Annotated in this window: 23 protein-coding genes and 1 CRISPR repeat array (1 of these 24 cut by a window edge); of the genes, 13 read left to right on the forward strand and 10 right to left on the reverse strand. The window is 68.7% G+C overall.

What is annotated here, in order from left to right; translation table 11 throughout:
• A CRISPR array of direct repeats spans positions 1-1,242; the repeat unit is 36 nt; unit sequence AGTTTAGCGGTCTGGTGACTGGGGTCCAACCGCAAC; it begins 3,811 nt to the left of the window's first position.
• 253 nt (positions 1,243-1,495) lie between these two features.
• A complete protein-coding gene (locus tag DKG75_RS04395) occupies positions 1,496-2,131 on the reverse strand; it encodes a glutathione S-transferase family protein (protein WP_109919836.1) in 636 nt (211 codons plus the stop codon).
• A complete protein-coding gene (locus DKG75_RS04400; RefSeq protein ID WP_243746440.1) occupies positions 2,128-2,607 on the reverse strand; it encodes a VOC family protein in 480 nt (159 codons plus the stop codon). Before DKG75_RS04400 ends, DKG75_RS04395 begins: the two co-directional genes overlap by 4 nt.
• 117 nt (positions 2,608-2,724) lie before the next feature.
• On the opposite strand from DKG75_RS04400, the gene DKG75_RS04405 reads away from it, so the two are divergent.
• Genes DKG75_RS04405 through DKG75_RS04420 form a run of 4 tightly spaced genes read left to right on the forward strand, consistent with a single transcriptional unit; the run spans position 2,725 to position 5,343 of the window.
• Entirely contained in the window at positions 2,725-3,654 is a 930-nt protein-coding gene (locus DKG75_RS04405) for a LysR substrate-binding domain-containing protein (RefSeq protein ID WP_109919837.1), read from the forward strand.
• 33 nt (positions 3,655-3,687) lie between these two features.
• On the forward strand, positions 3,688-4,152 hold the full coding sequence (locus DKG75_RS04410; protein WP_109919838.1) for a MaoC family dehydratase: 465 nt from the start codon (positions 3,688-3,690) through the stop codon (positions 4,150-4,152).
• Complete coding sequence (locus DKG75_RS04415) at positions 4,149-4,673, forward strand: MaoC family dehydratase (protein ID WP_109919839.1); 525 nt, start codon at positions 4,149-4,151, stop codon at positions 4,671-4,673. Before DKG75_RS04410 ends, DKG75_RS04415 begins: the two co-directional genes overlap by 4 nt.
• Positions 4,663-5,343: a dienelactone hydrolase family protein gene (locus DKG75_RS04420; RefSeq protein ID WP_109919840.1), complete on the forward strand. Its 681-nt coding sequence runs from the start codon at positions 4,663-4,665 to the stop codon at positions 5,341-5,343. Before DKG75_RS04415 ends, DKG75_RS04420 begins: the two co-directional genes overlap by 11 nt.
• A gap of 54 nt (positions 5,344-5,397) precedes the next feature.
• Here the strand turns inward: DKG75_RS04420 and eno are convergent, their stop codons facing one another.
• The 6 genes from eno to DKG75_RS04450 all read right to left on the reverse strand — a co-directional run bounded on the left by eno (position 5,398) and on the right by DKG75_RS04450 (position 11,632).
• Positions 5,398-6,672 (reverse strand): phosphopyruvate hydratase, encoded by a 1,275-nt coding sequence (eno, locus tag DKG75_RS04425; protein WP_109919841.1) that lies wholly within the window; start codon positions 6,670-6,672, stop codon positions 5,398-5,400.
• A 23-nt stretch (positions 6,673-6,695) separates the two neighbouring features.
• The gene (gene kdsA / locus DKG75_RS04430) at positions 6,696-7,541 is read right to left on the reverse strand and encodes a 3-deoxy-8-phosphooctulonate synthase (protein WP_109919842.1); all 846 of its coding nucleotides are present in this window, start codon (positions 7,539-7,541) and stop codon (positions 6,696-6,698) included.
• Between the two features lie 15 nt (positions 7,542-7,556).
• The gene (locus DKG75_RS04435) at positions 7,557-9,182 is read right to left on the reverse strand and encodes a CTP synthase (RefSeq protein ID WP_109919843.1); all 1,626 of its coding nucleotides are present in this window, start codon (positions 9,180-9,182) and stop codon (positions 7,557-7,559) included.
• Between the two features lie 66 nt (positions 9,183-9,248).
• On the reverse strand, positions 9,249-9,635 hold the full coding sequence (gene secG, locus DKG75_RS04440) for a preprotein translocase subunit SecG (RefSeq protein ID WP_109919844.1): 387 nt from the start codon (positions 9,633-9,635) through the stop codon (positions 9,249-9,251).
• A gap of 139 nt (positions 9,636-9,774) precedes the next feature.
• Complete coding sequence (gene tpiA, locus DKG75_RS04445) at positions 9,775-10,527, reverse strand: triose-phosphate isomerase (RefSeq protein WP_109919845.1); 753 nt, start codon at positions 10,525-10,527, stop codon at positions 9,775-9,777.
• A 97-nt stretch (positions 10,528-10,624) separates the two neighbouring features.
• Positions 10,625-11,632, reverse strand: coding sequence for an NAD-dependent epimerase/dehydratase family protein (locus DKG75_RS04450; RefSeq protein ID WP_109919846.1), 1,008 nt, complete (start codon positions 11,630-11,632; stop codon positions 10,625-10,627).
• A 123-nt stretch (positions 11,633-11,755) separates the two neighbouring features.
• Here DKG75_RS04450 and DKG75_RS04455 point away from each other — a divergent pair, with 123 nt between their 5' ends.
• Positions 11,756-13,660 carry a peptidylprolyl isomerase gene (locus DKG75_RS04455; RefSeq protein WP_166646334.1) on the forward strand — a complete coding sequence of 635 codons (1,905 nt, stop codon included), beginning with the start codon at positions 11,756-11,758 and terminating at the stop codon, positions 13,658-13,660.
• A complete protein-coding gene (trpE, locus tag DKG75_RS04460; RefSeq protein ID WP_109919848.1) occupies positions 13,657-15,168 on the forward strand; it encodes an anthranilate synthase component I in 1,512 nt (503 codons plus the stop codon). The genes DKG75_RS04455 and trpE overlap by 4 nt, the downstream gene beginning before the upstream one ends.
• Here trpE and DKG75_RS04465 read toward each other — a convergent pair.
• Positions 15,116-16,318, reverse strand: a complete 1,203-nt coding sequence (locus DKG75_RS04465; RefSeq protein WP_109919849.1) for a divergent polysaccharide deacetylase family protein — start codon at positions 16,316-16,318, stop codon at positions 15,116-15,118. The genes trpE and DKG75_RS04465 overlap by 53 nt on opposite strands.
• Positions 16,319-16,511: 193 nt before the next feature.
• On the opposite strand from DKG75_RS04465, the gene DKG75_RS04470 reads away from it, so the two are divergent.
• The 6 genes from DKG75_RS04470 (at position 16,512) to lexA (ending at position 22,374) form a co-directional block, all read left to right on the forward strand.
• Positions 16,512-18,137 carry a bifunctional anthranilate synthase component II/anthranilate phosphoribosyltransferase gene (locus DKG75_RS04470; RefSeq protein ID WP_109919850.1) on the forward strand — a complete coding sequence of 542 codons (1,626 nt, stop codon included), beginning with the start codon at positions 16,512-16,514 and terminating at the stop codon, positions 18,135-18,137.
• Positions 18,134-18,937 carry an indole-3-glycerol phosphate synthase TrpC gene (trpC, locus tag DKG75_RS04475; protein ID WP_109919851.1) on the forward strand — a complete coding sequence of 268 codons (804 nt, stop codon included), beginning with the start codon at positions 18,134-18,136 and terminating at the stop codon, positions 18,935-18,937. Before DKG75_RS04470 ends, trpC begins: the two co-directional genes overlap by 4 nt.
• Positions 18,934-19,410 carry a cyclic pyranopterin monophosphate synthase MoaC gene (gene moaC, locus DKG75_RS04480; RefSeq protein WP_109919852.1) on the forward strand — a complete coding sequence of 159 codons (477 nt, stop codon included), beginning with the start codon at positions 18,934-18,936 and terminating at the stop codon, positions 19,408-19,410. Before trpC ends, moaC begins: the two co-directional genes overlap by 4 nt.
• Positions 19,407-20,600, forward strand: coding sequence for a molybdopterin molybdotransferase MoeA (locus DKG75_RS04485; protein WP_109920145.1), 1,194 nt, complete (start codon positions 19,407-19,409; stop codon positions 20,598-20,600). Before moaC ends, DKG75_RS04485 begins: the two co-directional genes overlap by 4 nt.
• Before the next feature lie 15 nt (positions 20,601-20,615).
• Positions 20,616-21,566, forward strand: coding sequence for a prolyl aminopeptidase (gene pip / locus DKG75_RS04490; RefSeq protein WP_109920146.1), 951 nt, complete (start codon positions 20,616-20,618; stop codon positions 21,564-21,566).
• 103 nt (positions 21,567-21,669) lie between these two features.
• Entirely contained in the window at positions 21,670-22,374 is a 705-nt protein-coding gene (gene lexA, locus DKG75_RS04495; RefSeq protein WP_109919853.1) for a transcriptional repressor LexA, read from the forward strand.
• Here the strand turns inward: lexA and DKG75_RS04500 are convergent.
• Positions 22,368-24,350, reverse strand: a complete 1,983-nt coding sequence (locus DKG75_RS04500) for a ComEC/Rec2 family competence protein (protein ID WP_166646335.1) — start codon at positions 24,348-24,350, stop codon at positions 22,368-22,370. The genes lexA and DKG75_RS04500 overlap by 7 nt on opposite strands.
• Before the next feature lie 195 nt (positions 24,351-24,545).
• Here DKG75_RS04500 and gltX point away from each other — a divergent pair, with 195 nt between their 5' ends.
• On the forward strand, positions 24,546-25,958 hold the full coding sequence (gene gltX, locus DKG75_RS04505) for a glutamate--tRNA ligase (protein WP_109919855.1): 1,413 nt from the start codon (positions 24,546-24,548) through the stop codon (positions 25,956-25,958).
• The last annotated feature ends 38 nt before the right edge of the window (positions 25,959-25,996 follow it).

The following is a 25,996-nucleotide window of genomic DNA, read 5'->3' on the forward strand; positions in this document are numbered from 1 at the left end:
ATACCTATTTCCCAGCCGAGTTTAGCGGTCTGGTGACTGGGGTCCAACCGCAACAAAAGCGCGCAAGTATTTGCTTGATCATATAGTTTAGCGGTCTGGTGACTGGGGTCCAACCGCAACTCGAAGCCCTGCGTGAACGGTTGCGCGACGAGTTTAGCGGTCTGGTGACTGGGGTCCAACCGCAACGACAGGGCTCGCGGCGAGACCGTGGCCATCAGTTTAGCGGTCTGGTGACTGGGGTCCAACCGCAACCTGGGCTGCGGCAAGACGCCGACCGCCTGTAGTTTAGCGGTCTGGTGACTGGGGTCCAACCGCAACTACGTTGAAGAACGCGAGAAACCCGCCCTCAGTTTAGCGGTCTGGTGACTGGGGTCCAACCGCAACATGTTAATATGTTAGTTGACGCTCTCCCCCAGTTTAGCGGTCTGGTGACTGGGGTCCAACCGCAACTCCTTCCACTCGCCGCTGGCCTTGTCCTTCAGTTTAGCGGTCTGGTGACTGGGGTCCAACCGCAACCGAGGTTGCCGATGGCGCGACCTGGAAATGAGTTTAGCGGTCTGGTGACTGGGGTCCAACCGCAACGCGTCTGCAACGCCGCCAGTGCCGGTCTCGAGTTTAGCGGTCTGGTGACTGGGGTCCAACCGCAACCCAGCAGCGACTGAGCGTGGCGCATCGCTTAGTTTAGCGGTCTGGTGACTGGGGTCCAACCGCAACGCCACCCGGAACCGGGCGGCACTGGCGATGAGTTTAGCGGTCTGGTGACTGGGGTCCAACCGCAACGCCAAGGTCCAGTGCTGCGCGAAAATCGGCAGTTTAGCGGTCTGGTGACTGGGGTCCAACCGCAACGGTCAGGCAACCCCGGTCGTCGCGGCCGCAAGTTTAGCGGTCTGGTGACTGGGGTCCAACCGCAACCGCCATGCCCTTCGCCCGTCCACGCGCGATAGTTTAGCGGTCTGGTGACTGGGGTCCAACCGCAACTATTCATTGCACATGCCTGCACGATAGCCGAGTTTAGCGGTCTGGTGACTGGGGCCCAACCGCAACTGCGCCTTCGACATGGCCTCGGCGGTTGCCAGTTTAGCGGTCTGGTGACTGGGGTCCAACCGCAACCAAGTCCGGCGCTTTGCCGAAAAGCTCGAGAGTTTAGCGGTCTGGTGACTGGGGTCCAACCGCAACCCCATCTGCGAGCCCATCACGACCACGACCAGTTTAGCGGTCTGGTGACTGGGGTCCAACCGCAACTTGCCCCACTTTCAGCCGTCATGCGCTTTGAGTTTAGCGGTCTGGTGACTGGGTCCAACCGCAACGCCCCAGGGGAGCGGCGGCGTTATAGTCGCAGTTTAGCGGTCTGGTGACCGGGGTCCAACCGCAATGCGAGCCGGGACGAGGTGCATCGCGAGTGCAGTTTAGCGGCCCAGCAGCTGACGTCCAACCGCAGCGCGCCGTTGTGGCTTTCCGAGGTCCCGGCGGCGGGGGGCCGCCGGGGTCGGTTGGTTCATGCGGCGGGGGCGAGGCCGGCGGTGGGCAGGAAGTGGGGCAGTTGGGCGATGCGGGCGATCCAGGCGCGGATGAAGGGATAGGGGGCGAGGTCGATGCCGCCCTCGCCTGCCAGGGCGACATAGGGGAAGACGGCGCAGTCGGCGATGGTCGGGCGGTTGGCGGCCAGCCAGTCGCTGCGGACCAGATGGGCTTCGAGCAGGCCCAGAATGCGGTCGCCGGTGCGGCGGGCGGCGGCCTCGTCCAGGGCCATGCCGAATTTGCGGATCAGGCGGGCCGTGCAGGGGCCGTGCTGGATTTCATTGGCCGCGGTCGACAGCCATTGGACGACCTCGCCCTGGCGGCAGGCATCGCCCGGCCACCAGGCTTCGCCGCCATAGCGCCGGGCGAGATAGACGAGGATGGCCTGGCTGTCGCGCAGCACCACGTCGCCGTCGACCAGCACCGGCAGTTCCCCCCAAGGGTTGAGGCCGATCACCGGCTCGCGCTTGTGGTCGCCGGCAAGAAAATCGACGGGCCGGCGCTCCAGCGGGATCTGCGCCAGGCTGGCGAAAAGCCGCACTTTGTAGCAATTGCCCGAGGGCTCGAGATCATAGAGCACCGGCGCCCGGCCGGCGGCGATCGTGTCGGTCATGGGGTCTGTCCTTCCTTGTCTTCTCTGTCTTCTATGGCTTCTCTGGCTTTTCCATCTTCGATGAGCTGGTCGAATTCGAGCACATTGCCGTCCGGGTCGCGGATGAAGAGGGCGATGCGCCGGGGGCCGATCCGTTCCGGCCCCTCGGTGATGCGGATCCCCTCGGCCGCCAGCAGGTCCTGCAGCCGGCCGAGGTCGTCGACGATGAAGGCGGGATGGGTGATGCCGGGCAATTTCACCGGCTCGTCGAGCAGGACATTGCGCGCCCCCGGGCGCCTGGCCCCGTTGAAGATCAGGTTGATGCGCAGCCCGTCGGCCGAAACCATTTCGTTCGCCTCATGCCCCTCGAACCGCAAGCGCTCCTCGAAGCCGAGGCGGCGGTAGAAGGCGAGCGCCCGTTCCCGGTCCGTGACCCTGATGCCGACATGGTCATAGCCAAGCAGCCTGACCGCAGCCGTGTTCATGCCCATGTTCATGCCCGGTCCCATCCTTCCATGGCCGCCGGACGAACTTTGTCTTATGCTCCGCTTGCGATGAATTCCTCATTCGTCAGTTCACTATCGCGGATTTCGCAGCAATCCATCGAGGCGAGCATGGACAAGTTCCGCGCCATGGCCACCTTCGTGCAGATCGTCGACGCCGGCAGCCTGACCGCGGCCGCCGCGGCGACGAGCCAATCGCCGACCGGCGTCGTCCGCCTGCTGGCAGCCCTGGAGGCGGCGCTGGGTGTCCGCCTGTTGAACCGCACCACCCGCCGCCTCGCCCTGACCGATGAAGGGCGGGACTATCTCGCCCGCTGCCGCCGGATCCTGGCCGATGTCGAGGACGCCGAACATCTGCTGTCGGCGCGGCAGCACCGGCCGGCCGGGCGCCTGTCGCTCACCGCGCCGGTCATGTTCGGCCGGCGCCATGTCGTGCCGGTGGTCAATGAATTCCTGGCCGCCCATCCCGACATGCAGGTGCAGTTGCTGCTGCTCGACCGTGTCGTCGACCTGCTGGAGGAAGGCATGGACCTGGCGCTCCGCATCGGCGGGCTGGCGGAGTCCTCGATGGTCGCGCTGCCGCTCGGGGCGACGCGGCAGGTGGTGGTGGCCAGCCCCCGCTACCTCGACCGTTACGGCCAGCCGCAGGTCCCGGCGGACCTGGGCCGGCACCGCTGCCTTGCCTTCGATGCCGGCGACCGGGGCTGGAGCTTCGAGATCGAAGGCGAACGGCGGGTCGTGCCCATCGCCCCGGTGCTCGGCACCAATCAGGTCGATGCCGCACTCGATGCCTGCCTTCAGGGGCTCGGCTGCACCCGGCTGCTGCACTACCAGGTCGCGGAGCATCTGGCGGCGGGCCGGCTGGTCCGCCTGCTGCGCGCCTTCGAGCGGCCGGCGGTACCGATCCACCTTGCCTATCCCCAAAAGCGCCTGATGTCGCTGCGGGTCCGGGCCTTCATCGATTTCGCCCGCCCCCGCCTCCGCGCCGCGGTGCCCGGCGACGACGGCGCGAGGATTGCGCCTGCCGGCCCCGGCGTCTAGATTCCCCCCGCGACAACGACGAGGGGAACGGGAATGGCGGCATTCCTCCATTTCGAGGATTTCGACGTGGGCAGCGTCGCGACCTATGGCGAAAAACGGGTGGAAGCGGCCGAAATCATCGCCTTCGCGCGCGAATTCGATCCCCAGGCGATCCATACCGATCCGGTGGCGGCGGCCGAATCGCCCTTCGGCGGCCTCATCGCCTCGGGCCTGCATTCCTGTTCGATGATGATGCGCCTGATGTGCGACGGTTACATGCTGCGTTCCGCCTCCATGGGCTCGCCCGGGGTGGACGAGGTGCGTTACCTGCTGCCGGTGCGCCCGGGCGACGTGCTGCGCGTGCGCGTCACCGTGACCGACCGGCGCCGCTCCGCCTCGCGGCCCGAGATGGGCATCGTCTTCGCCCGCCATGAATTGCTGAACCAGCAGGACGACGTGGTCCTGGAGATGACCAGCAAGGTGATGATGGGCTGTCGTGACGCCGGCGGTGCCGCATGACCGCCCCTACCCGCATCGTCCCGGCCCGCATCGCCCCTACCCGCATCGACTGGCTGGAGGACTTCATCCCCGGCACCCGCACCCATGTCGGCACGATCGCCTTCACCGCCGAGGAGATCGTCGCCTTCGCCCGCCAGTTCGATCCCCAGAGCTTTCACATCGACGAGGACGCGGCGCGCCGCTCGCCCTATGGCGGCCTGATCGCTTCGGGCTGGCATACGATGTCGAAAATCATGAAACTGGTGTCGCAGGCAGCACTCGACCGGGGCGGCGCCGGCTTCATCGTCTCGCCCGGGTTCGAGGACCTGCGCTGGCTGAAGCCCAGCCGGCCGGGCGACGTGCTCGATGTCTGGACCGAGGTGGTATCGGCGACGCCCTCCGCCAGCCGCCCGGACCGGGGCCTGGTGATCCAGCGCTTCAGTGCGGTCAATGCGGCGGGCGAAACGGTATGCAGCGTGACCGGCAAAGTCTTTTTCAGGAAGCGCGAGGGCAGCGACAACGGGGGACGCCATGAGCGGTGAATGGATCGAACTGGAAGCGACCGACGGCCATCGTTTCCAGGCCTGGCACATCCGTCCCGAGGACGAGCCGCGCGCCGGCCTCGTCATCGCCATGGAAATCTTCGGCGTGAACGGCCATATCCGCGATGTCGCCGCCGGTTTCGCCGCCGAGGGCTATGAAGTCCTGGCGCCCCAGCTTTACGACCGCGCGGAACGCGGCGTCGACCTGCCCTATGACGCCGACGGCGTCGCCCGGGGCCGGGCGCTGCGCGAACGGGTGGGCTGGGACGGGCCGATGCTGGATGTCGGCGCCTGCGTCTCGCACCTTCGCCGCGGCGAGGAGCGGCTGCCCACGGGCATCGTCGGCTATTGCTACGGCGGGGCGGTGGCCTGGCTGGCGGCGGCGCGGGTGCAGGGCCTGTCCTGCGCCGTCGGCTATTACGGCACGGCCATCCTCAACTTCATGAACGCCACGCCGAAATGCCCGACCATGCTGCATTTCGGCGAGAAGGACGCGACCATCCCGCTCGAGAAGATCGAACTCCTGGCCGACAAGAACCCGGAAGTGGCGATCCACGTCTATGCCGCCGACCACGGCTTCAACTCCGACCGCCGGGCCAATTACGACGAGGCCGCCGCCAGCCTGGCGCGCGAACGCACCCTCGACTTCCTCGAAGCGCACCTGAAATAAAAGCAAAACGGCCGGGCAGCGCTGCCCGGCCGTTCCGTTTCAGTACCGCAAGGTTCAGGCCTTCAGGATCGAGCGACCGGCATAGCGGGCGATGGTGCCAAGCTCTTCCTCGATGCGGATGAGCTGGTTGTATTTGGCGGTTCGGTCCGAACGGGCCAGGGAGCCGGTCTTGATCTGGCCGCAGTTGGTGGCGACCGCGAGATCGGCGATGGTCGCATCCTCGGTCTCGCCCGAACGGTGCGACATCACGGCCTTGTAGCCGGCGCGATGCGCCAGGTCGACCGCTTCCAGGGTTTCCGACAGGGTGCCGATCTGGTTGACCTTGACCAGGATGGCATTGCCGACGCCGGCCTTTATGCCGTCGCCCAGGCGCTTCGGGTTGGTGACGAAGAGATCGTCGCCGACGAGTTGGACCTTGCTGCCGATCTTGTCGGTCAGCAGCTTCCAGCCTTCCCAGTCGTCTTCCGCCATGCCGTCCTCGATCGAGACGATGGGATAGCCGTTCACGAGGCCGGCCCAGTAATCGACGAGACCGGCGGAATCGAGGACCTTGCCCTCGCCGTGCAGGTTGTACTTGCCGTCCTTGAAGAATTCGGTCGAAGCGGCGTCAAGGGCCAGGGTGACGTCCACGCCCGGCTTGTAGCCTGCCTTTTCGATCGCCTTCATGATGAAGTCGAGGGCGGCGATGGTGCCGTTCAGGTTGGGGGCGAAGCCGCCCTCGTCGCCGACATTGGTGGCATGGCCGGCGGTCTTCAGCTCCGCCTTCAGGCGGTGGAAGATCTCAGCGCCGATGCGCACCGCATCGGCCACGGTCTCGGCCGCGACCGGCTGGATCATGAATTCCTGGATGTCGATCGGGTTGTCGGCATGGGCGCCGCCGTTGACGATGTTCATCATCGGCACCGGCAGGACGCGCGCGGTCGGGCCGCCGATATAGCGGTAGAGCGGCACGCCCTGGTCTTCCGCCGCCGCCTTCGCGATCGCGAGCGAAACGCCCAGGATGGCGTTGGCGCCCAGGCGCGCCTTGTTCGGGGTGCCGTCCAGTTCGATCATCTGGGCGTCGAGCGAGAGCTGGTCTTCCGCGTCCTGGCCGGCCAGGGCGTCGAAGATCTCGCCGTTCACGGCCTCGACCGCCTGCTGCACGCCCTTGCCCAGGTAACGGCTGCCGCCGTCGCGCTTCTCGTTCGCCTCATGGGCGCCGGTCGAGGCGCCCGAGGGCACCGCCGCGCGGCCGAAGGCGCCGGAGTCGAGCAGGACGTCGACCTCGACGGTCGGGTTGCCGCGGCTGTCCAGGATTTCGCGGGCGTGAATATCGACAATGCCGGTCATTTCAAATTCCTCGGGCGTCGGTCTTACTGTTGTTTCGCGTTATAGGCCTTGGTCAGGCGATCGATGTCGACCAGGCCGGCAAGGATCCCCTCCAGCTTTGCCAGGGGGACCATGTTGGGACCGTCGGACGGTGCGCTGTCCGGGTCCTGGTGGGTTTCCATGAAGACGCCGGCGACACCGATCGCCAGCGCCGCGCGGGCCAGCGTCGGCACGAAGCGGCGGTCGCCGCCCGAAGTCGCCCCCTGCCCGCCCGGCTGCTGCACCGAATGGGTGGCGTCGAAGATCACCGGGCAGCCGGTCTCGGCCATGATCGGCAGCGAGCGCATGTCCGAGACCAGGGTGTTATAGCCGAAGGAAGCGCCGCGCTCGCACAGCAGCGTGTTGGGATTGCCGGTCGAATCGATCTTGGCGACGACGTTCTTCATGTCCCAGGGCGCCAGGAACTGGCCCTTCTTCACGTTGATCGCCTTGCCGGTCTCGCCCGCGGCGAGCAGGAGGTCGGTCTGACGGCAGAGGAAGGCCGGGATCTGGAGCATGTCGACGACTTCCGCCACCGGCTTGCACTGGTCGGGCAGATGGACGTCGGTGATCACCGGCAGGCCCAGCTTTTCCTTCACCTCGGCGAAGATGGCGAGTGCCGTATCGAGGCCGATGCCGCGGTTCGACTTCACCGAGGTGCGGTTGGCCTTGTCGAAGCTCGACTTGTAGATCAGCCCGATGCCGAGGCGCCCGGTGATCTCCTTCAGCGCCGACGCCATGTCCAGGGCGTGTTCCCGCCCCTCCATGGCGCAGGGGCCGGCGATCAGGGTGAAGGGCAGATCGTTGCCGATGGTGAGATCGCCGACGCGGACGTGACGGGTTTCGGTCATCTGCCCTCTCCTCGGTCAGACCAGGCGGGACTGGTCTAGCGCCGCCTTGATGAAACTGGCGAACAACGGGTGCGGATCGAAGGGTTTCGATTTCAGTTCCGGGTGGAACTGCACGCCGATGAACCAGGGGTGATCCGGAATCTCGACGATTTCCGGCAATTGTCCATCCGGCGACAGGCCGGAGAACAGCAGCCCGCGCTGTTCGAGGCGCGGCACATAGTTGATGTTCACTTCGTAGCGGTGGCGATGGCGCTCGCTGATCGCGGTGGTGCCGTAGATCCCGGCGGCATGGCTGCCGGGCTTCAGGCTGGCGTCGAAGGCGCCGAGGCGCATGGTGCCGCCGAGGTCGCCGTCCTTCGAGCGGGTCTCGCGCTCGTTGCCGCGCACCCATTCGGTCATCAGGCCGACCACTGGTTCCGCGGTCGGGCCGAACTCGGTCGAGGACGCGTGTTCGAGCCCGGAGAGATTGCGCGCCGCCTCGATCACCGCGATCTGCATGCCGAAGCAGATGCCGAAATAGGGTACCCGGTGGTTGCGGGCGAAATTGGCCGCCGCGATCTTGCCCTCGACCCCGCGATAGCCGAAGCCGCCGGGGACGAGAATGCCGTCCACCTCTTCAAGATGGGCGACCGCGTCTTCCTTCTCGAAGGTCTCGGACTCGATCCATTCGAGATTGACCTTCACATTGTTGGCGATGCCGCCGTGGTAGAGCGCCTCGGCCAGGGACTTATAGGCATCCTTGAGGCCGGTATATTTGCCGACAATGGCGATCGTGACCTCGCCTTCCGGCTGGGTCCAGCGGCGGTGGATCTCCTGCCAGCGGGCGAGATCGGGCGCCGGCGCGGAGAGGCCGAAGGCATCCAGGATACGGTCGTCGAATTTCTCGGCGTGATAGGAGATCGGCACTTCGTAGATCGAGCCGACGTCCAGCGCCTGGATGACGTTCTCGGGGCGCACGTTGCAGAACAGCGCGATCTTCTTGCGCTCGCCCTCCGGCACCTCGCGGTCGCAGCGGCACAGGATGATGTTCGGCTGGATGCCGATCGAGCGCAATTCCTTCACCGAATGCTGGGTCGGCTTGGTCTTCAGCTCGCCGGCGGAAGGGATATAGGGCACCAAGGTGAGGTGGACATAGACCGCGTGCTGCGGCGGCAGGTCGTTGCCCAGCTGGCGGATGGCCTCCATGAACGGCAGGCTCTCGATGTCGCCGACCGTGCCGCCGATCTCGACCAGGACGAAATCCGTATCGTCCGTATCCGCCAGGACGAATTCCTTGATCGCGTCGGTCACATGGGGAATCACCTGCACGGTGCCGCCCAGGTAGTCGCCCCGCCGCTCCTTGGTCAGGATGGTCTGATAGATGCGGCCGGTGGTCACATTATCGGAACGCCGCGAGGGCACGCCGGTGAAGCGCTCGTAATGGCCGAGGTCGAGGTCGGTCTCCGCCCCGTCGTCGGTGACATAGACTTCGCCGTGCTGATAGGGGCTCATGGTCCCCGGATCAACGTTGAGATAGGGGTCGAGCTTCCTCAGACGGACGGAAAAGCCGCGGGCCTGCAACAGGGCACCCAGTGCCGCCGAGGCCAGACCTTTGCCGAGCGAGGAGACCACGCCGCCGGTGATGAAGATGAACCGCGCCATGGGCGTACAACATACCAAAGGGCGCCGTCGTCGCACAACGACGGCGCGTTGAACCAAGGGTTTCCGTCAGTTGGCCGGGGCCGGCGCGGGCGCCGCGGGCGTTTCTGCGGGTGCGGGCACCGATTCGGGCGCCGCGGAAGAGGCGTCAGGGGCCGGGGTCGCGGGGGCCGGATCGCTCGGCACCAGGGTCGGGGCCTGCTGGGCCTCGATCCGGTCGACGATGGAGCCCGAGCCGCCGCTATTGGCCAGGATGGTCAGGCCGAGCGAGGTCAGCATGAAGATGGCGGCCAGGATCCCGGTCAGCCGGGTGAGGAAATTGGCCGCACCGCGCGCCGACATGAAGCCCCCGCCGCCGCCGCCGATGCCGAGAGCGCCGCCCTCGGACTTCTGGACGAGAACCACGCCGATCAGGGCGACCGCAATGACAAGGTGGAGGACGAGCAGATAGTCCATGTCGGTTCCGATTGAGGAAGGGGGGGCCGGGCGCAGGACGCCCGTGATCAATTGCCGGCGTTCTTACACGTTTGTCGTCGCCAATGCCAGTTTCGCGGCGCGGCAGACCCCTGCGCCGCGGTCATGGCACGGCCGGCGGTCAGCGCGCGGCGTTGATGATGGGCAGGAAATCCGCCGCCTTCAGGCTGGCGCCGCCGACCAGGGCACCGTCGACATCGGCCAGTTTCAGGATCACATCCGCATTGCTCGGCTTCACCGAGCCGCCGTAGAGAAGGCGGATGCCGGCCGCCGCCGCGGCGCCGAACCGGGCCGACAGCTGGCCGCGCATGAAGCTGTGGACCTCGACGATTTCATCGTTGTTCGGGGTGCGGCCGGTGCCGATCGCCCAGACCGGCTCGTAGGCGACGACCGTATTGGCCGCCGTCGCCCCCTCGGGGATCGAGCCGGCGAGCTGGCGGCCGATCACGTCCAGGGTCTTGCCGGCGTCGCGCTCCGCCTCGGTTTCGCCGACGCAAATGATGGCGACGAGGCCGGCGCGCCAGGCGGCTTCGGCCTTGGCCTTCACCGCGGCATCGGTTTCGGCGTGGTCGGTGCGGCGCTCGCTGTGGCCGACGATGACATGGGCGGCGCCGGCATCCTTCAGGGCTTCGGCGGCGATATCGCCGGTATGGGCGCCGCTCGCCTTGGCGTGGCAGTCCTGGCCGCCGATGGCGACGACGGACCCCGCGGCGCGAAGCGCGGCGGCGCCGACCAGGGTCGCCGGCGGGCAGATGGCGATATCGACCGCGGCCCCCGCCTCGCCCGCCGCCGCGATCAGGGCGTCGATCTCGGCCAGGGAGGCGGTCAGCCCGTTCATCTTCCAGTTACCGGCAACAAAGGGGCGACGGGCCATGGCGTTTCCATCCTCATAGACTTGTTCGAACGACGATGGCGTCGTCTAGCAAAGTGTGGCGGCTTCGTGAAGGTCGCGAACGGTCGCGGATCCCGTCTCAGCGGTTGCCGTGGTACTGGCGGTACCAGGAAACGAAGGCGCGCACCCCGTCCCGCACCGGCGTCGACGGGACATAGCCGGTCAGGTCGCGCAGCAGGTCGGCGCTGGCGAAAGTGTCGGTCACGTCGCCCTTCTGCATCGGCAGCATGTTGCGCCGGGCCTTGAGGCCCACCGCGTCCTCGATCGCATCGACGAAGTCGAGCAGGGGCACGGGCTGCCCGCCGCCGATGTTGACGACCCGGAAGGGCGCGACCGGGCTCAGGGAATCATGGGCGCCCAGGGGTTCGCCGCCGTCGGCGGGCGGGCGCTCGATCAGGCGCGCCATGGCTTCGACCAGGTCGCCGACATAGGTGAAGTCGCGCGACATGCGCCCCTCGCCGTAAATGTCGATCGGGCGGCCGTTCAGGATGCCGTCGACGAATTTGAACAGCGCCATGTCCGGCCGGCCCCAGGGGCCGTAGACCGTGAAGAAGCGCAGCATGGTGGTCGGGATCTGCCACAGATGGGCATAGGAATGCGCCATCGCCTCCGTCGCCTTCTTGGTCGCGGCATAGAGGGTCAGGGGGTGATCGGCACCGTGGGTTTCCCGGAACGGCATCTCCCTGTTGCCGCCATAGGCGGAACTGGTGGAGGCCATGATCAGGTGCCGGGGCGCGGTTTCCCGCGCCGCCTCCATCAGGTTGAAGGTCCCGACCAGGTTCGAATCGACATAGGAGCGCGGATTCTCCAGCGAATAGCGCACCCCGGCCTGGGCCGCGAAATGGAAGACGACATCGGGCCTCGCCGCCTTGGCGAAAGCCATCACGCGCTCCGCCTCCTCGAGCCGCATCGCCTCGAAGCGATAGGCGGGATGGGCGGAAAGCACTGCATTCCGGCCCTCCTTCAGCCTTGGATCGTAATAGGGAGTCATGCCGTCGAGGCCGAAGACCTCGTGCCCTTCGTCCAGCAGGCGCTTCGCCATGTGGAAGCCGATGAACCCCGCCGTACCCGTGATCAGAAACCGCATGACACCCTCGATCGACCCCGACGCGCCACAAGCAGCCGCCAAAACTTGCGGCAGTCAAGGCCTGCCCCTATCATGCGCCGCCCGCCGGCCCGGCGGACACGCCTTCAAGGACGTCGTCGTATCATGCTCCAGTCCCTTCGCAAGGGCGCCTCGACCTGGGTCGTTCGTGCCTTTCTCGCCATTCTCATCGTCAGCTTCGGCATCGGCATCTGGCAGGGCAACAGCCTGTTCAAGACCGGGGCGGACACGGCGGTCGCCAAGGTGGGGGATGCAGAGGTCACGGCCCAGGACTTCCAGATCGCCTTCGATCGCGAATTGCGCCAGTTGCAGCAGCAATTGGGCGGCACCTTCACCCGCGAGCAGGCGATCGCCTTCAACATCCAGGGCGCGGTGCTGAGCCAGCTGGTCTCCGACGCGACCATCCGCGAGGCCGCGGATCGCTTCGACATCCGCGTGCCCGACGACCTGATCGCCCGCGAGATCGCCGCCATCCCGGCCTTCCAGGGCATCACCGGCAAGTTCGACGCCACCCGCTTCCAGCTGGTGCTGCGCCAGGCCAACCTGTCGGAAGCGATGCTGACCGGCCAGATCCGCGCCGAACTGCTGCGCGCCCAGCTCTACGGCCCGGCGGCCAGCGGGGCGCGGGTGCCGCAGATCGCGGCCGCCGCCCTCTACCGTTTCCGCAACGAGCGCCGGACCATCGATTATTTCGCGGTGACGCCGGCCGCCGTCGGCACCATCGCCGCCCCGGACGAGGCCGCGATCGACGCCTATTACAAAGCCAACCCGCAGAGCTTCACCGCCCCCGAATACCGCGCGGTCACCATCCTCGCCCTCGATCCCGCCGAGATCGCCAGGACGATCACCCCGACCGAGGAGGCAATCGCCGGCACCTATGAGGAACACCGCGCCGAATATGTCACCGAGGAAAAGCGCGACGTCGACCAGATCGTCGTGACCACCCGGGAGGACGCGGACAAGGCGCTGGCCGAGCTTGCCGCCGGCAAGCCCTTCGCCGAAGTGGCCAAGGCGATCGCCAAGATGGACGAGGCGGACACCAAGCTCGGCCTCGTCACCAAGGGAACCCTGCCGACCGCCCTGGCCGATGCGGTGTTCGCCGCCGCCGAGGGCGGTTTCGGCGGCCCCGTGCAATCGCCGCTCGGCTGGCACCTGTTCAAGGTGAACAAGATCGAGGCCGGCATTACCCGTCCCCTCGAAGCGGTCCGCGACGAAATCGCCGCGATCGCCGCGCGCGAGGAAGCCAATCTCCGCCTCACCGATCTCGGCAAGGCATTGCAGGACGAACTGGCCAGCGGCGCCACCCTCGAGGAAGTCGGCGAGCGCCTGAAGGTGCCGGTGAAAAAGGTCGAGGCGATCGATGCGAAAGGCTTCGACCGCGACGGCAAGGCGATCGCCCTTGCCGACAGCCCGCAGCTGCTGCCCGGCCTGTTCGAGGCGGAAGCCGGCCGCGACGGCGAGATCCTGGACACCGCCAACGGCGGCTATGTCATCGGCCGGGTCGACGCGGTGACGCCGTCGGCGCTGAAGCCCCTCGACCAGGTGAAGGCCGAGGTGGCCAAGGCCTGGGAAGTGGCCGAGCGCAAGACCCGCCAGCAGCGCCTGGCCGACGAGCTGGTCGGCGCCCTCAACGACGGCAAGCCGGTCGCCGAAGTGGCGAAGCAGGTTGCCGCCGTCCCCGGCATGGCCGGCCCCGGCCAGCGCAGCGGCGACACCATCTTCTCCGCCCTGCCCGCCGAGATCGTCACCCGCCTCTTCACCCTCGACAAGGGCAAGGCGGCGGCGGCCCCGGCCCTGAACGGCGAGGATATCGTCGTCGGCGCCGTGCGCGACATCGAGGTTGCCGAACCCGGCGACAATGCCGCCGGCGTGAAGGCGCTGGCCGATACGCTGCGCAACGATTTCGCCGGCGACCTTGCCGCCGTGCTCGAATCGGACCTGCGCCAGCGCTTCGGCGTTTCCGTCAACGAAACCCTGATCAACAGCCTCCTCGGCGGCCCCGCAAGATGACCATCCAGCCCGATTTCGACAGTTTCCGCGCCGCCTATGACGCCGGGAAGCCGCAGGTCGTCTGGACCACCCTGGTCGCCGACCTGGAAACCCCGGTCTCGGCCCTGCTCAAGCTGACGGACGGCGAGCCCTATCGCTTCCTCTTCGAATCGGTCGAGGGCGGCGCCACCCGGGCGCGCTATTCGATCATCGGCCTGAAGCCCGACCTGATCTGGCGCGCCCAGGGCAACAAGGCGGAGATCAACCGCATCGCCCGGGCCGACCGCGGCCACTTCCGCCCCTGCCCCGGCGATGCGCTGGCGTCGCTGCGCGCCCTGATCGCCGAATCGCGCATCGACCTGCCGGCCGAACTGCCGCCCATGGCCTCCGGCCTCTACGGCTATTTCGGCTATGAGATGGTGCGCCTGGTCGAGCGCGTCCCGACCGCGAAGCCCGACACCCTGGGGATTCCGGACAGTCTGTTCATCCGCCCCTCGATCATGGCGATCTTCGATTCCGTGAAGGACGTGGTCACGGTGGTCTCGCCGGCCTGGGTCGAACCCGGGGTCGACGCCCGCGCCGCCTATAGCCGCGCGGCCGAACGCATCGCCGATACGGTGAACGACTTCGAACGCGACCTGCCGGGTGCGCGCAGCGACAACGGCCCGGTCCCGGCCATGAGCCAGCCCCAGGCCAATATGGCCCGCGGCGACTATCACCGGATGGTCCTGAAGGCGAAGGAGTATATCGCCGCCGGCGATATCTTCCAGGTCGTGCCCAGCCAGCGCTTCCGCATCCCCTTCAGCCTGCCGCCGATCGCGCTCTATCGAGCGCTGCGCCGGCTCAACCCGTCGCCCTTCATGTTCTACCTGGACCTCGACGGCTTTTCCGTCGTCGGCTCCAGCCCCGAGATCCTGGTCCGCCTGCGCGACGACCGGGTGACCATCCGCCCGATCGCCGGCACCCGCCCCCGCGGCCAGACCGAAGAGGCGGACCAGGCGCTCGAAAAAGACCTGCTGAGCGATCCGAAGGAATTGGCGGAGCACCTGATGCTGCTCGACCTCGGGCGCAACGACGTCGGCCGGGTCGCCGAGATCGGCTCGGTCAAGGTCACCCAGCGCAACGTCATCGAGCGTTACAGCCATGTGATGCACATCGTCTCCAACGTCGAGGGCCGGATCGCGCCGCAATACGATGCGGTCGACGCCTTGCTCGCCGGCTTTCCGGCGGGCACGGTCTCGGGCGCGCCCAAGGTCCGGGCGATGGAGATCATCGACGAGCTGGAACCCGAGCGGCGCAATCTCTACGCCGGGGGCGTCGGCTATTTCTCGGCCAACGGCTCGATGGATACCTGCATCGCGCTGCGCACCGGCGTGGTGAAGGACGGGGTCCTGGTGGTCCAGGCCGGCGGCGGCGTCGTCCTCGACAGCGATCCGGAAGCCGAATATCAGGAAAGCTGCAACAAGGCCCGTGCCGTCATCCGCGCGGCCGAGGAGGCGATCCGTTTCGCTTCCCGGAACCGTCGGTAGCGCCGCTGGCGGGCGTCGCGTCGCCGCCGCCCGCTGCCGCCGCCGACCCTGCACGGCGGAAGATCACGGTCGAGACCGGCACTATGGCGATGCCCCGCGCCTTCGCCTGGGGCAGGAAGCGGGCCAGGGCTTCCACGGTCGCGGCATGGGGATGGCCGATGGCGATCGCCGTGCCCTTCTCCCGCGCCCGCCGCTCCGCCAGCACCAGCTGCGCCTCGATCGCATTGGCGCCGATCTCATTGTCGAGAAAGACATCGCGCGACGCGGTCGGAATACCGGCGGCCCGGGCCCTGTCCTCGCCCGCGCTGTTGCCGATGGTCTTCGAATCGAGGAACAGCAGCCCCCGCGCCCTCAATTCCTCGGCCACCACGGCCATGGCGGCGGCATCCGCGGTGAAGCGGCTGCCCATATGGTTGTTGATCCCGACATAGCTGTCGTGCCGGTCGAGATGCCAGCGCAGCCGCCGGCGGATCTCGTCGGCGCCAAGGCCCAGCTTCAGCGCATTCGGCCCGGGATCGGCATTGCCCTGGGGCTCCATCGGGACATGGATCATCAGTTCGTGGCCACGGGCGCGGGCCTTGCGGGCGAAATCGTCCATCCGCTCGGCATAGCCCATGATCGCGAAGGTCACCCCGGGATCGAGATCGAGCAGGGCATCGAGGTCGCGCCTGGCCACCCCGACGTCGTCGATGACGATGGCGAGCAGCGGCTTCTTGCCCGGGGCCTCGCCCGGCGCCTGGGCATAGCGCTGCCAGGCCGGGCGGCTGTCGTAGGGCGCCTCCTCGGCCGCGACCGCGGGCGGCGGCGGCAGGGCCTGCGCCACCTCGGGCTTTTCGACCGGGGTGGCGATGCCGAGCCGCCCCTGCGCCGCCGGGGCGGCGGGCGCGGCCGTTACGGGTGCCGGCGGCGGGGCGGCGGCGACCACGCCCGGCTGCACCGCGGTCGGCCGGCGCAAGGCGAAGCCCTGCTCGTCCATCGTCCGCATCAGCAGGAAGCCGACCGCCGCCGCGACCACCACCGCCCAGAGGGCGATCACGGCGCGCCGGACCAGCGGCCGGCCCAGCACCCCGCCGCGGCGGGCGCGGGTGCCGCGCGGCTTCGAGCGCGGGCGCCTGGCGACGGCGCGCGTGCCCCTGCCCTTCTCAGGCATGCCGGCACTCGGGCGTGGACATCGATTCGCGTGTCATGACCAAGAGATAGCGCCATGTTTCCGGCGTTGCGACAACGACAAGCGGCAAAGCCGCAGCGACCAGCCCTTGACGAGACCGGCGCCAGGGGGTTGGATCCCCATTCGCCGCCGCGAATGGTTGCGGCGGGGTGATCTCTTTGCCTGGACTTTGCCGATGATCGCGCTGATCGACAACTACGACAGCTTCACCTACAACCTCTACCACTTCCTGGGCGAGTTGGGGGCGAAGGTCGAGGTCTGGCGCAACGACGCGATCACGGTCGACGAGTTGGAGGCCCGGAAGCCCCGCGCGATCGTGCTCTCGCCCGGGCCCTGCGATCCGGACCGCGCCGGCATCTGCCTCGATACCGTCCGCCGCCTCGGCCACAAGATCCCGATCCTCGGCGTCTGCCTCGGCCATCAGACCATCGGCCAGGCCTATGGCGGCAAGGTGGTGCGTGCGCCCCAGCCCCTGCACGGCAAGGTCAGCCCGATCCACCACCGCAACAAGTCGGTGTTCAACGGCCTGCCCACGCCCTTCAAGGCGACGCGCTACCACAGCCTGATCGTGGCCCGCGAGACGATGCCCGAGGAACTGGACGTCACCGCCGAGACCGAGGACGGCCTCGCCATGGGGCTGGCCCACCGCACCCATCCGGTGCACGGCGTGCAGTTCCACCCGGAAAGCATCGCCTCGGAACACGGCATGGTGATGCTGGAGAATTTCCTGGCGCTGGCCGGCGCGCTGCCCGGCAACCAGCGGAAATTCCGCGCCCCGACCACCACCGCCTTCAAGACCATCCTGGCCGATGTCGCCACCGGCCAGCCCCTGTCGCACCAGAAGGCGCGCGACGCCTTCGACCTGATGATGTCGGGCGATGCCTCCCATGCCCAGATCGGCGCCTTCCTGATGGCGCTGCGGATCCGGGGCGAGACGGTCGACGAACTCGCCGCCGGGGTCGAGACCATGCGCGCCAAGATGCGCCGGGTCGAAGCCCCCGAGGGCGCGATCGACGTCTGCGGCACCGGCGGCGACGGCGCCGGCACCTGGAACATCTCGAGTGCGGCGAGCTTCGTCCTGGCCGGGCTCGGCGTGCCGGTCGCCAAGCACGGCAACCGGGCGCTGTCGTCCCGCTCCGGCTCGGCCGAGGTCCTGGCCGGGCTCGGCGTGAAGCTGGATCTCGAGCCGGCGCAGATCACGCGCTGCATCGCCAAGGCCGGCATCGGCTTCATGTTCGCACCGAACCACCATGCCGCCATGCGCTTCGTCGGCCCGGTGCGCACCGAACTCGGCACCCGCACCCTGTTCAACCTGCTCGGCCCCCTGTCCAATCCGGCGGGGGTGACGCGGCAGTTGCTCGGCGTCTTCTCCGCCGCCTGGGTGCGGCCGCTGGCCGAAGTGCTGAAAGTCGTCGGCACCGAAAAGGCCTGGGTCGTCCATGGTTCCGACGGGCTGGACGAGGTGACCACGACCGGGCCCACCCATGTCGCCGAACTGAACCCGGACGGTTCCATCCGCGAATTCGACATCACGCCCGAGGAAGCGGGCCTGCCCCGGGTCGAGGCGGCCGAACTGAAAGGCGGCGATCCGCAGGCGAATACTTTCGCCATGCGCGCCCTTTTCGACGGCGTGAAGAATGCCTATCGCGATGTCGTCTGCCTCAATGCGGCGGCCGGCCTGATCGTCGCCGGCAAGGCGGAGACGCTGAAGGACGGCGTTCTTGCCGCCCAGGCCGCGATCGACGACGGCCGCGCGAAGAAAGCCCTCGAAACCCTGGTGAAAGTGTCGAACAGGCCATGAGCGATACGCTCGCCCGGATCTGCGCCTACAAGCGCGACGAAGTGGCGGCGGCCCGCGCCGCCCGCCCCCTTGCCGCGGTCGAGGCGGCGGCCCGCGCCGCCGCCCCGCCCCGCGGCTTCGCCCGGGCGATCGCGGCCGCCCATGCCGACGATCGCTTCGCCCTGATCGCCGAGGTGAAGAAGGCCAGCCCGTCCAAGGGCCTGATCCGCGCCGACTTCGATCCCCCGCAGCTCGCCCGCGCCTATGAGGCGGGGGGCGCCGCCTGTCTCTCGGTCCTGACCGACGGCCCCTCGTTCCAGGGCGCACCGGAATTCCTGACCCAGGCACGGGGCGCGACCGCACTGCCGGCGCTGCGCAAGGATTTCATGGTCGATACCTATCAGGTGCCGGAGGCGCGGGCCTGGGGCGCCGACTGCATCCTCGTCATCATGGCGGCGGTCGACGATGCCCTGGCCCTCGACCTCGTGCAGGCGGCGGCGGACTACGGCATGGATGCCCTGATCGAAGTCCATGACGGCGACGAGATGGAGCGGGCCCTGAAATTGCCCTCGCCCCTGATCGGCATCAACAACCGCAACCTGAAGACCTTGAAGGTCGACCTCGCCACCGCCGAGACCCTGGCCCCCCGGGTGCCGGCCGGCCGCATCTGCGTCGGCGAGAGCGGGCTCGAAAGCCATGCCGACCTTCGCCGCCTCGACGCCGTCGGGGTGAAGACCTTCCTCGTCGGTGAAAGCCTGATGCGGCAAAGCGACGTCGCGGCCGCCACCCGGCGCCTGCTCGGGCTCGGAGCGGCGGCATGAACCGGCTGTCCCATCTCGACGCCGAGGGGCGGGCGGCCATGGTCGACGTCTCGGGCAAGACCGAGACGGCGCGCAGCGCCACCGCCCGCGGCCTCGTCACCCTGCGGCCCGACATCGTCGACCTGATCACCGCGGGCGGCATCGCCAAGGGCGACGTGCTGACCACGGCGCGCCTCGCCGGGATCATGGCGGCGAAGCGGACGGACCAGCTGATCCCGCTCTGCCACGGCCTGCCGGTCGATTTCGTCGGCATCGATTTCGTCCTCGACCGCGCCGCCGGCACCATCACCGTGACCGCGACCGCCCGGGTTACGGGCAGGACCGGGGTGGAGATGGAGGCGCTGACCGCGGTCTCCGTCGCCGCGCTCACCATCTACGACATGTGCAAGGCGGTCGATAAGGGCATCGTCATCGGCGATATCCGCCTGCTCGCGAAAAGCGGCGGCAAGTCCGGCGAATGGGTCGCGCCATGATCCCGGTCGCCGAGGCCCGCGCGCGGATCGTCGCCGCCCTTGCCCCCACCGGCCCCGAGAACATCGGCCTCGACGCGGCGCTCGGCCGGGTTCTCGCCGCCGATGTCGCCGCCCGCCGCACCCAGCCGCCGGTCGCCGTTTCCGCCATGGACGGCTGGGCGGTGCGCAGCGCCGACGGCGCCGGTCCCTTGCGCGCGATCGGCGAATCCGCCGCCGGGCGGGGCTTTGCCGGTGCCGTGGCCCCGGGCGAGACGGTGCGCATCTTCACTGGCGCCCCGGTGCCCGCGGGCGCCGATGCCGTCGCCATCCAGGAGGACGCGCGGCACGAGGGCGACCTCGTTCACCTCGCCGACGTGCCGGGCCCCGGCCGCTTTGTCCGCCCCGCCGGCCTCGATTTCGCCACGGGCGACCTTCTCTACAGCGCCCCCCGGCGCCTCGGGGTGCGCGATATCGGCCTGCTCGCCGCCGCCGACGTGCCCCGGATCGACGTCCATCGCCGGCCGCGCATCGCCGTGCTCGCCACCGGCGACGAACTGGTCCCGCCCGGCCTGCCGCGGGGCCCGGCCCAGATCGTCGATGCCGCGCGGCCGGCCCTGCTCGCCTTCATCGAGGCCCGGGGGGCGACCGCCGTCGACCTCGGCATCGCCCGGGACGATGCCGCCGATATCGCCACCCGCGCGGGCCGGGCCGCCGGCGCCGATCTCCTGGTCACGCTGGGCGGGGCCTCGGTCGGCGACCATGACCTGATCGCCCGGGTCCTGGCCGGCGACGGCGCCACCCTCGACTTCTGGAAGATCGCGATGCGGCCGGGCAAGCCCCTGATGTTCGGGCGCCACGGCGATACGCCGCTGCTCGGCCTGCCGGGCAACCCGGTTTCGGCCTTCGTCTGTTCCCTGCTCTTCCTCGGCCCCGCGATCGAGCGCCTGTCGGGCCTGCCCGGCGCCGCCCCCCGCCTTGCCGAGGTGCGCCTGGCAAGCCCGCTGGGCGCCAACGACAAGCGCGAGGATTACGTCCGCGCGACCCTGGCCCCGGGCGCCGACGGCATTCCCCTGGCCCAGCCGGCGCCGGTGCAGGATTCGTCGCAGCTGCGGACGCTGGCCCTGGCCGACGCGCTGATCCAGCGGCCGGTACTGGCGCCGGCACTGCCCGCCGGCGCCCTGGTGCCCGCCATTCTTCTCGACCAGATCTGACGGTTGGATTTCGACATGCGCAGCGACCTCTACCCCGAGATCGAACCCGTCCTGACCGGCCATCTCGATACGGGCGACGGCCATGCCGTCTATTGGGAAGTATCGGGCAATGTGCGCGGCCTGCCGGTCGTCTTCGTGCACGGCGGCCCGGGCTCGGGCGCGAAGCCCATCCACCGGCGCTTCTTCGACCCCGAGATCTATTGCATCGTCGTCTTCGACCAGCGCGGCGCCGGCCGCTCCCGCCCCTTCGGCGCGATCGAGCGGAACACGACCCCGGACCTGATCGCCGACATGGAACGCCTGCGCGAGCATCTGCGCATCGAGCGCTGGATCGTCTTCGGCGGCAGCTGGGGCTCGACCCTCGGCCTCGCCTATGCCGAAACCCACCCTGAACAGGTGATCGCCCTCATCCTGCGCGGCATCTTCCTGTGCCGGCCGAGCGAGCTTCACTGGTTCCTCTACGGCATGAAGGAAGTCTTCCCCGAGAACTGGCGCCGCTTCGCCGGCTATCTGCCGGAAGCGGAACGGGACGACATCCTCGGCCACTACCACCGCCGCCTGACCGATCCGGACCCCGCCGTCCACCTGCCGGCGGCACGGGTGTGGAGCACCTATGAGGGCGCCTGCTCGACCTTGCTGCCCAGCCCCGAGACGGTGCGCGGCTTCGGCGAGGATGTCACCGCCCTCGGCCTCGCCCGGATCGAGGCGCATTACTTCGTCAACGATTGCTTCCTCCGCCCCGATCAATTGCTCGAAGACGTCGGGCGCATCCGCCACATCCCGGCGGAGATCGTGCAGGGGCGCTATGACATGGTCTGCCCCATCCGCTCCGCCGACGACCTGCACCGCGCCTGGCCCGAGGCGGGCTACAAGGTCGTGCCCGATGCCGGCCACAGCGCCTTCGAGCCCGGGATTCGCGCCGCCCTGGTCCAGGCGGCGGAAAAGTTCAAGAAATTGAAGGCCTGAACGACTTGAAAGCCTGAACGACTTGACGGGGACCTGGAACCAAAATAGAACACTGACAAGTGTTCCGCGAATGTTCCAATAACCGATTCCATAGGGGCGGGCCATGCTGACCAAGAAGCAATATGAATTGCTCGTCTTCATCGACGCCCGCCTGCGGGAAAAGGGCGTGTCGCCCTCGTTCGACGAGATGAAGGACGCCCTGAACCTGAAATCGAAGTCGGGCATTCACCGCCTGATCACGGCGCTGGAGGAACGGGGCTTCATCCGCCGCCTCGCCCATCGCGCCCGGGCGCTCGAAGTCACGCGCCTGCCCGATCCGATCAAGACCACCAAGGGGCCGCGCATCGCCGCGACCGACGGCAAGGTGATCACCGGCACCTTCTCCACCCCCCTGCCCGCCGCGCGCACGGACGAGGGCCTGGCCGCCGTCTCCCTGCCCCTGCACGGGCGGATCGCCGCCGGCACCCCGATCGAGGCGCTGTCGGACAATTCCCGCAGCGTCGCCGTCCCCGCCAGCCTGCTCGGCAAGGGCGAACATTACGCCCTCGAGGTGCAGGGCGATTCCATGGTCGAGGCCGGCATCAACGACGGCGACGTGGTCATCATCCGCCGCGCCGACACGGCGGAGAACGGCACCATCGTGGTCGCCCTGATCGACGACGCCGAGGCGACCTTGAAGCGCCTGCGCCGCAAGGGCAATACGATCGCCCTCGAACCCGCCAATGCCGCCTATGAGACGCGGATCTTCGGCCCCGACCGGGTGAAGGTCCAGGGCCGGCTGGTCGGCCTGTTCCGCCGCTATCACTGAACGGGCGCCCACCAGCCCGGCGTCCAGGGGCGCCGGCCGCGCGCCGCCGCCGTATCGCTCAGGCGCCCCTCGCCGTCGATCACCAGCGTGCCGCGCCCGGCGAGGCGTGACGGGCCAAGGACGAGGCCGGGGCAATCCGCCGGGGCCGCCGCCTCCCGCGCCGTCAGGATGACCACGGCGGCACAGGGGATCTCCGCCGCTTCCGCTGCCGTATCGATCACCGCCTCGCCGCCGCCGGGCAGGGCCAGGCGGCAGCGGCGGCCCTCGCAAGCCTCGGCCCGGGCGGTAACGGCAAGGGTGCCCAGGCCCAGGCGTTCCTGCCATTGCTCGATCACGAAACGAGGGCTGGCCGGCGGCAGGGCGACCAGGGCGCCGTCCCGCACCGTGGCGACCGCCCGGCCTTCCTCGTGAATCAGCAGGCGGGGCGGATCGGCGATCTCGGCCGCCCAGAGGCCGAGGCCGGCCGCGAGGAACGCGAGCGCGCTGAGCCGCAGCCGCCCCCGCCACAGGCACAGCGACAGGCCCGCCAGCACCATCAGGACCAGCGCCCCCTGCCCCATGGCCGGCACCGATAGCTGTGCCCCGGGCAAGGCGGCGATTTCGGCCGCCAGCGCATCGATCACCCCGATCGCCGGCCCGAGCAGGGCCAGCACCGGCCCCTCGGCACCGAAGGGCATGAGCAAAGCCGCGACCACGATCAGCGGCATGACGAGAAAGCCGGTCCAAGGCACGGCCACGAGGTTGGCGACGATGCCATAGGCGGAGAACTGGCCGAAATGGGCGACCCCGAAGGGCGCCGTGGCCACGGTCGCCAGCACGCCCGAGAGCAGGATACCGAGCAGGGCCAGGCCCCCGCGCCCGAAAAGCCCGGTCTGCGCCCGCCAACGGGCCAGCGGCGTCCGCACCGCCTCGAAGCCGGCGACAAGGGCGGTGACCGAGGCGAAGGACATGCCGAAACCGGGCGCGGTCAGGCTTTCCGGTTCCAGCAGCAGGATCACGGCGGCGGCAATGGCGACCAGGCGCAGCGTGATCGCCAGCCGGTCGGCGATCACCGCGACCAGGACGATGGCGGTCATGATGAAGCTGCGCTGCGCCGGCACGTCGAGGCCGGCGACCACCGTATAGGCCCCCGCCGCGAGAATGGCCGCGGCCGCCGCCCATTTCTTCACCGGATAGCGCAGCGAGACGGAACCCGCGGCCGCCAGCAGGAAACGCAGGGAAAACAGCACGACCCCGGCGGCAAGGCCGATGTGCAGGCCCGAGATCGACAGGATGTGGGAAATCCCGGCGGCTCGCCAGCGCGCCTCCACCGCCTCCGGAATGCCGCCGCGGATGCCGACCATCAGGGCGGCGGCGATCGCGCCCTCGGTCCGGTCCATGGCGTTGGCGATACGGCCGGCCATGCGCTGGCGCCAGGCGGCCAGCCCGCCCTGCCCCGCGCCGTCGTCGATCGCGATCGGGGCGGCGGTGGCAAAGCCGACCGCCCCGATGCCGCCGAACCACAGGGCCCGGCCATGGTCCGGCGCGCCGGGCAGCGCCGGCCCGGGCGGCGGCAAGAGAATGGCCTGCACCGCGATCCGGGCCCCGGGGGCCAGCCCCGCGACCGTGGCCGCGGTATCGAAACTGAGGCGGATTTCCCGCGGCCAGGGCGGGGCAAGGCCGGTCGCCCGCGCGACACGGAGGCCGAGGCGGGGCCGCTGGTCGGGCCGGGCCTCGACGGTCAGGACCCGCCCCTCGACGACCACGATTCCGGTCCGCCCCGGCACCACCGGCGTTCCCTGCAGATGGGCCCGCAGCGCGATCGCGGCAAAGCCGGCGGCGACGGCCAGCGCCCCTGCAAGACAGACGACGGCGACCGGATGCCGGCGCATGGCCAGCAGCGCCGATGCAACCAGGACGGCGGGCGCGACGGCGGCATGAAGCGCAGGCTCGACCGGCAATGCGAAGTAAAGCCCGATGCCTGCGCCGATCAGCACCGGAAGCCATAAGGACCAGCGATCCCGGTTTTCAATTATAAGTTGCATTCAGAAGCGACCGGAAGCGAAGGGCAGGAATCGTGGCATTCCCGTTACGACTATCGCCGCATGGTAGCAGGCGCTCGAAAGGGTGTGATCCGCCAAATCGCCATGCTAAGAAGTCACGTTTGCAGAAGAAGAAGCGTATTCACCGTCATGTCCGCTATCGTCACCCGTTTTGCCCCTTCGCCCACCGGCTACCTGCACATCGGGGGGGCGCGCACGGCCCTCTTCAACTGGCTGTTCGCCCGGCATTTCGGCGGCACGTTCCGCCTGCGCATCGAGGACACGGACCGCCAGCGTTCGACCGACGATGCCATCGGCAAGATCTTCGAGGGCCTGCAATGGCTGGGCCTCGACTGGGACGGCGATGTCGTCCACCAGTTCTCCCGCGCCGCCCTGCACGCCGCCGAGGCGCATCGCCTGATCGCCGAGGGCAAGGCCTATTACTGCTATTGCACGCCGGACGAATTGACCGCGATGCGCGAGGAGGCCAAGGCCAACGGCCTGCCGCCGCGCTACAACGGCTATTGGCGCGACCGCGACCCGGCCGAGGCGCCCGCCGGCGTGAAGCCCGCCGTCCGTCTGAAGGCCCCGCGCGAGGGCGAGACCATGGTCCAGGATCTGGTGCAGGGCGAGGTCCGCTTCCCCAATACCGAACTCGACGACATGATCCTGCTGCGCTCGGACGGCACGCCGACCTATATGCTGTCGGTGGTGGTCGACGACCACGACATGGGCATCACCCATGTCATCCGCGGCGACGACCACCTGACCAATACCGCGCGCCAGACCCAGCTTTACCTCGCCCTCGGCTGGGACGTCCCGGCCTTCGCCCATATCCCGCTGATCCACGGGGCGGACGGCGCCAAACTGTCGAAGCGCCACGGCGCGCTCGGCGTCGATGCCTATCGCGACCTCGGCTATCTGCCCGAAGCGATGCGGAATTACCTGCTCCGCCTCGGTTGGAGCCATGGCGACGACGAAATCATCTCCACCGAACAGGCGGTCGCGTGGTTCGGCCTCGAAAGCGTCGGCCGCTCGCCCGCCCGCTTCGATTTCGCCAAGCTCGACAATCTGAACGGCCACTACCTGCGCGAGGCGGACAACGCGCGCCTCGCCGGCCTCGTCGCCGGGCAGCTGGCCAAGGATCTCGGCCGGGGCCTGAGCGAAATCGAGACGGCGCGCCTCCACGGCTCGATCGAGGGCTTGAAGGCCCGCGCCCGCACCCTGGTGCAACTGGTCGATTCTGCCCGCTTCCTGGTCGCCGCGCGGCCGCTCGCCCTCGATGCCAAGGCCGAGAAAGTGGTCGCCGCCGGCACCCCCGGCCGCGACCGGCTGGCCGCGCTGAAGGCGGCGATCGCCGATCTCGACTCGTTCTCCGCCGCCATGATCGAAGGCGCCGCCCGGGGCCTTGCCGAATCGACAGGGGCGAAGCTCGGCGATATCGCCCAGCCCCTGCGCGCGGCCCTGTCCGGCTCGACCGTGTCGCCCCCGATCTTCGAGGTCGCCGAGGTCCTGGGCCGCGAGGAAACCCTCGGCCGCATTGCCGACGTATTGGGCGCATAGGCTTAGGGCGCCGCCGCGAGGATGGTCTGTTACCATTT

The organism is Zavarzinia compransoris (genome assembly GCF_003173055.1).
Classification (GTDB): domain Bacteria; phylum Pseudomonadota; class Alphaproteobacteria; order Zavarziniales; family Zavarziniaceae; genus Zavarzinia; species Zavarzinia compransoris.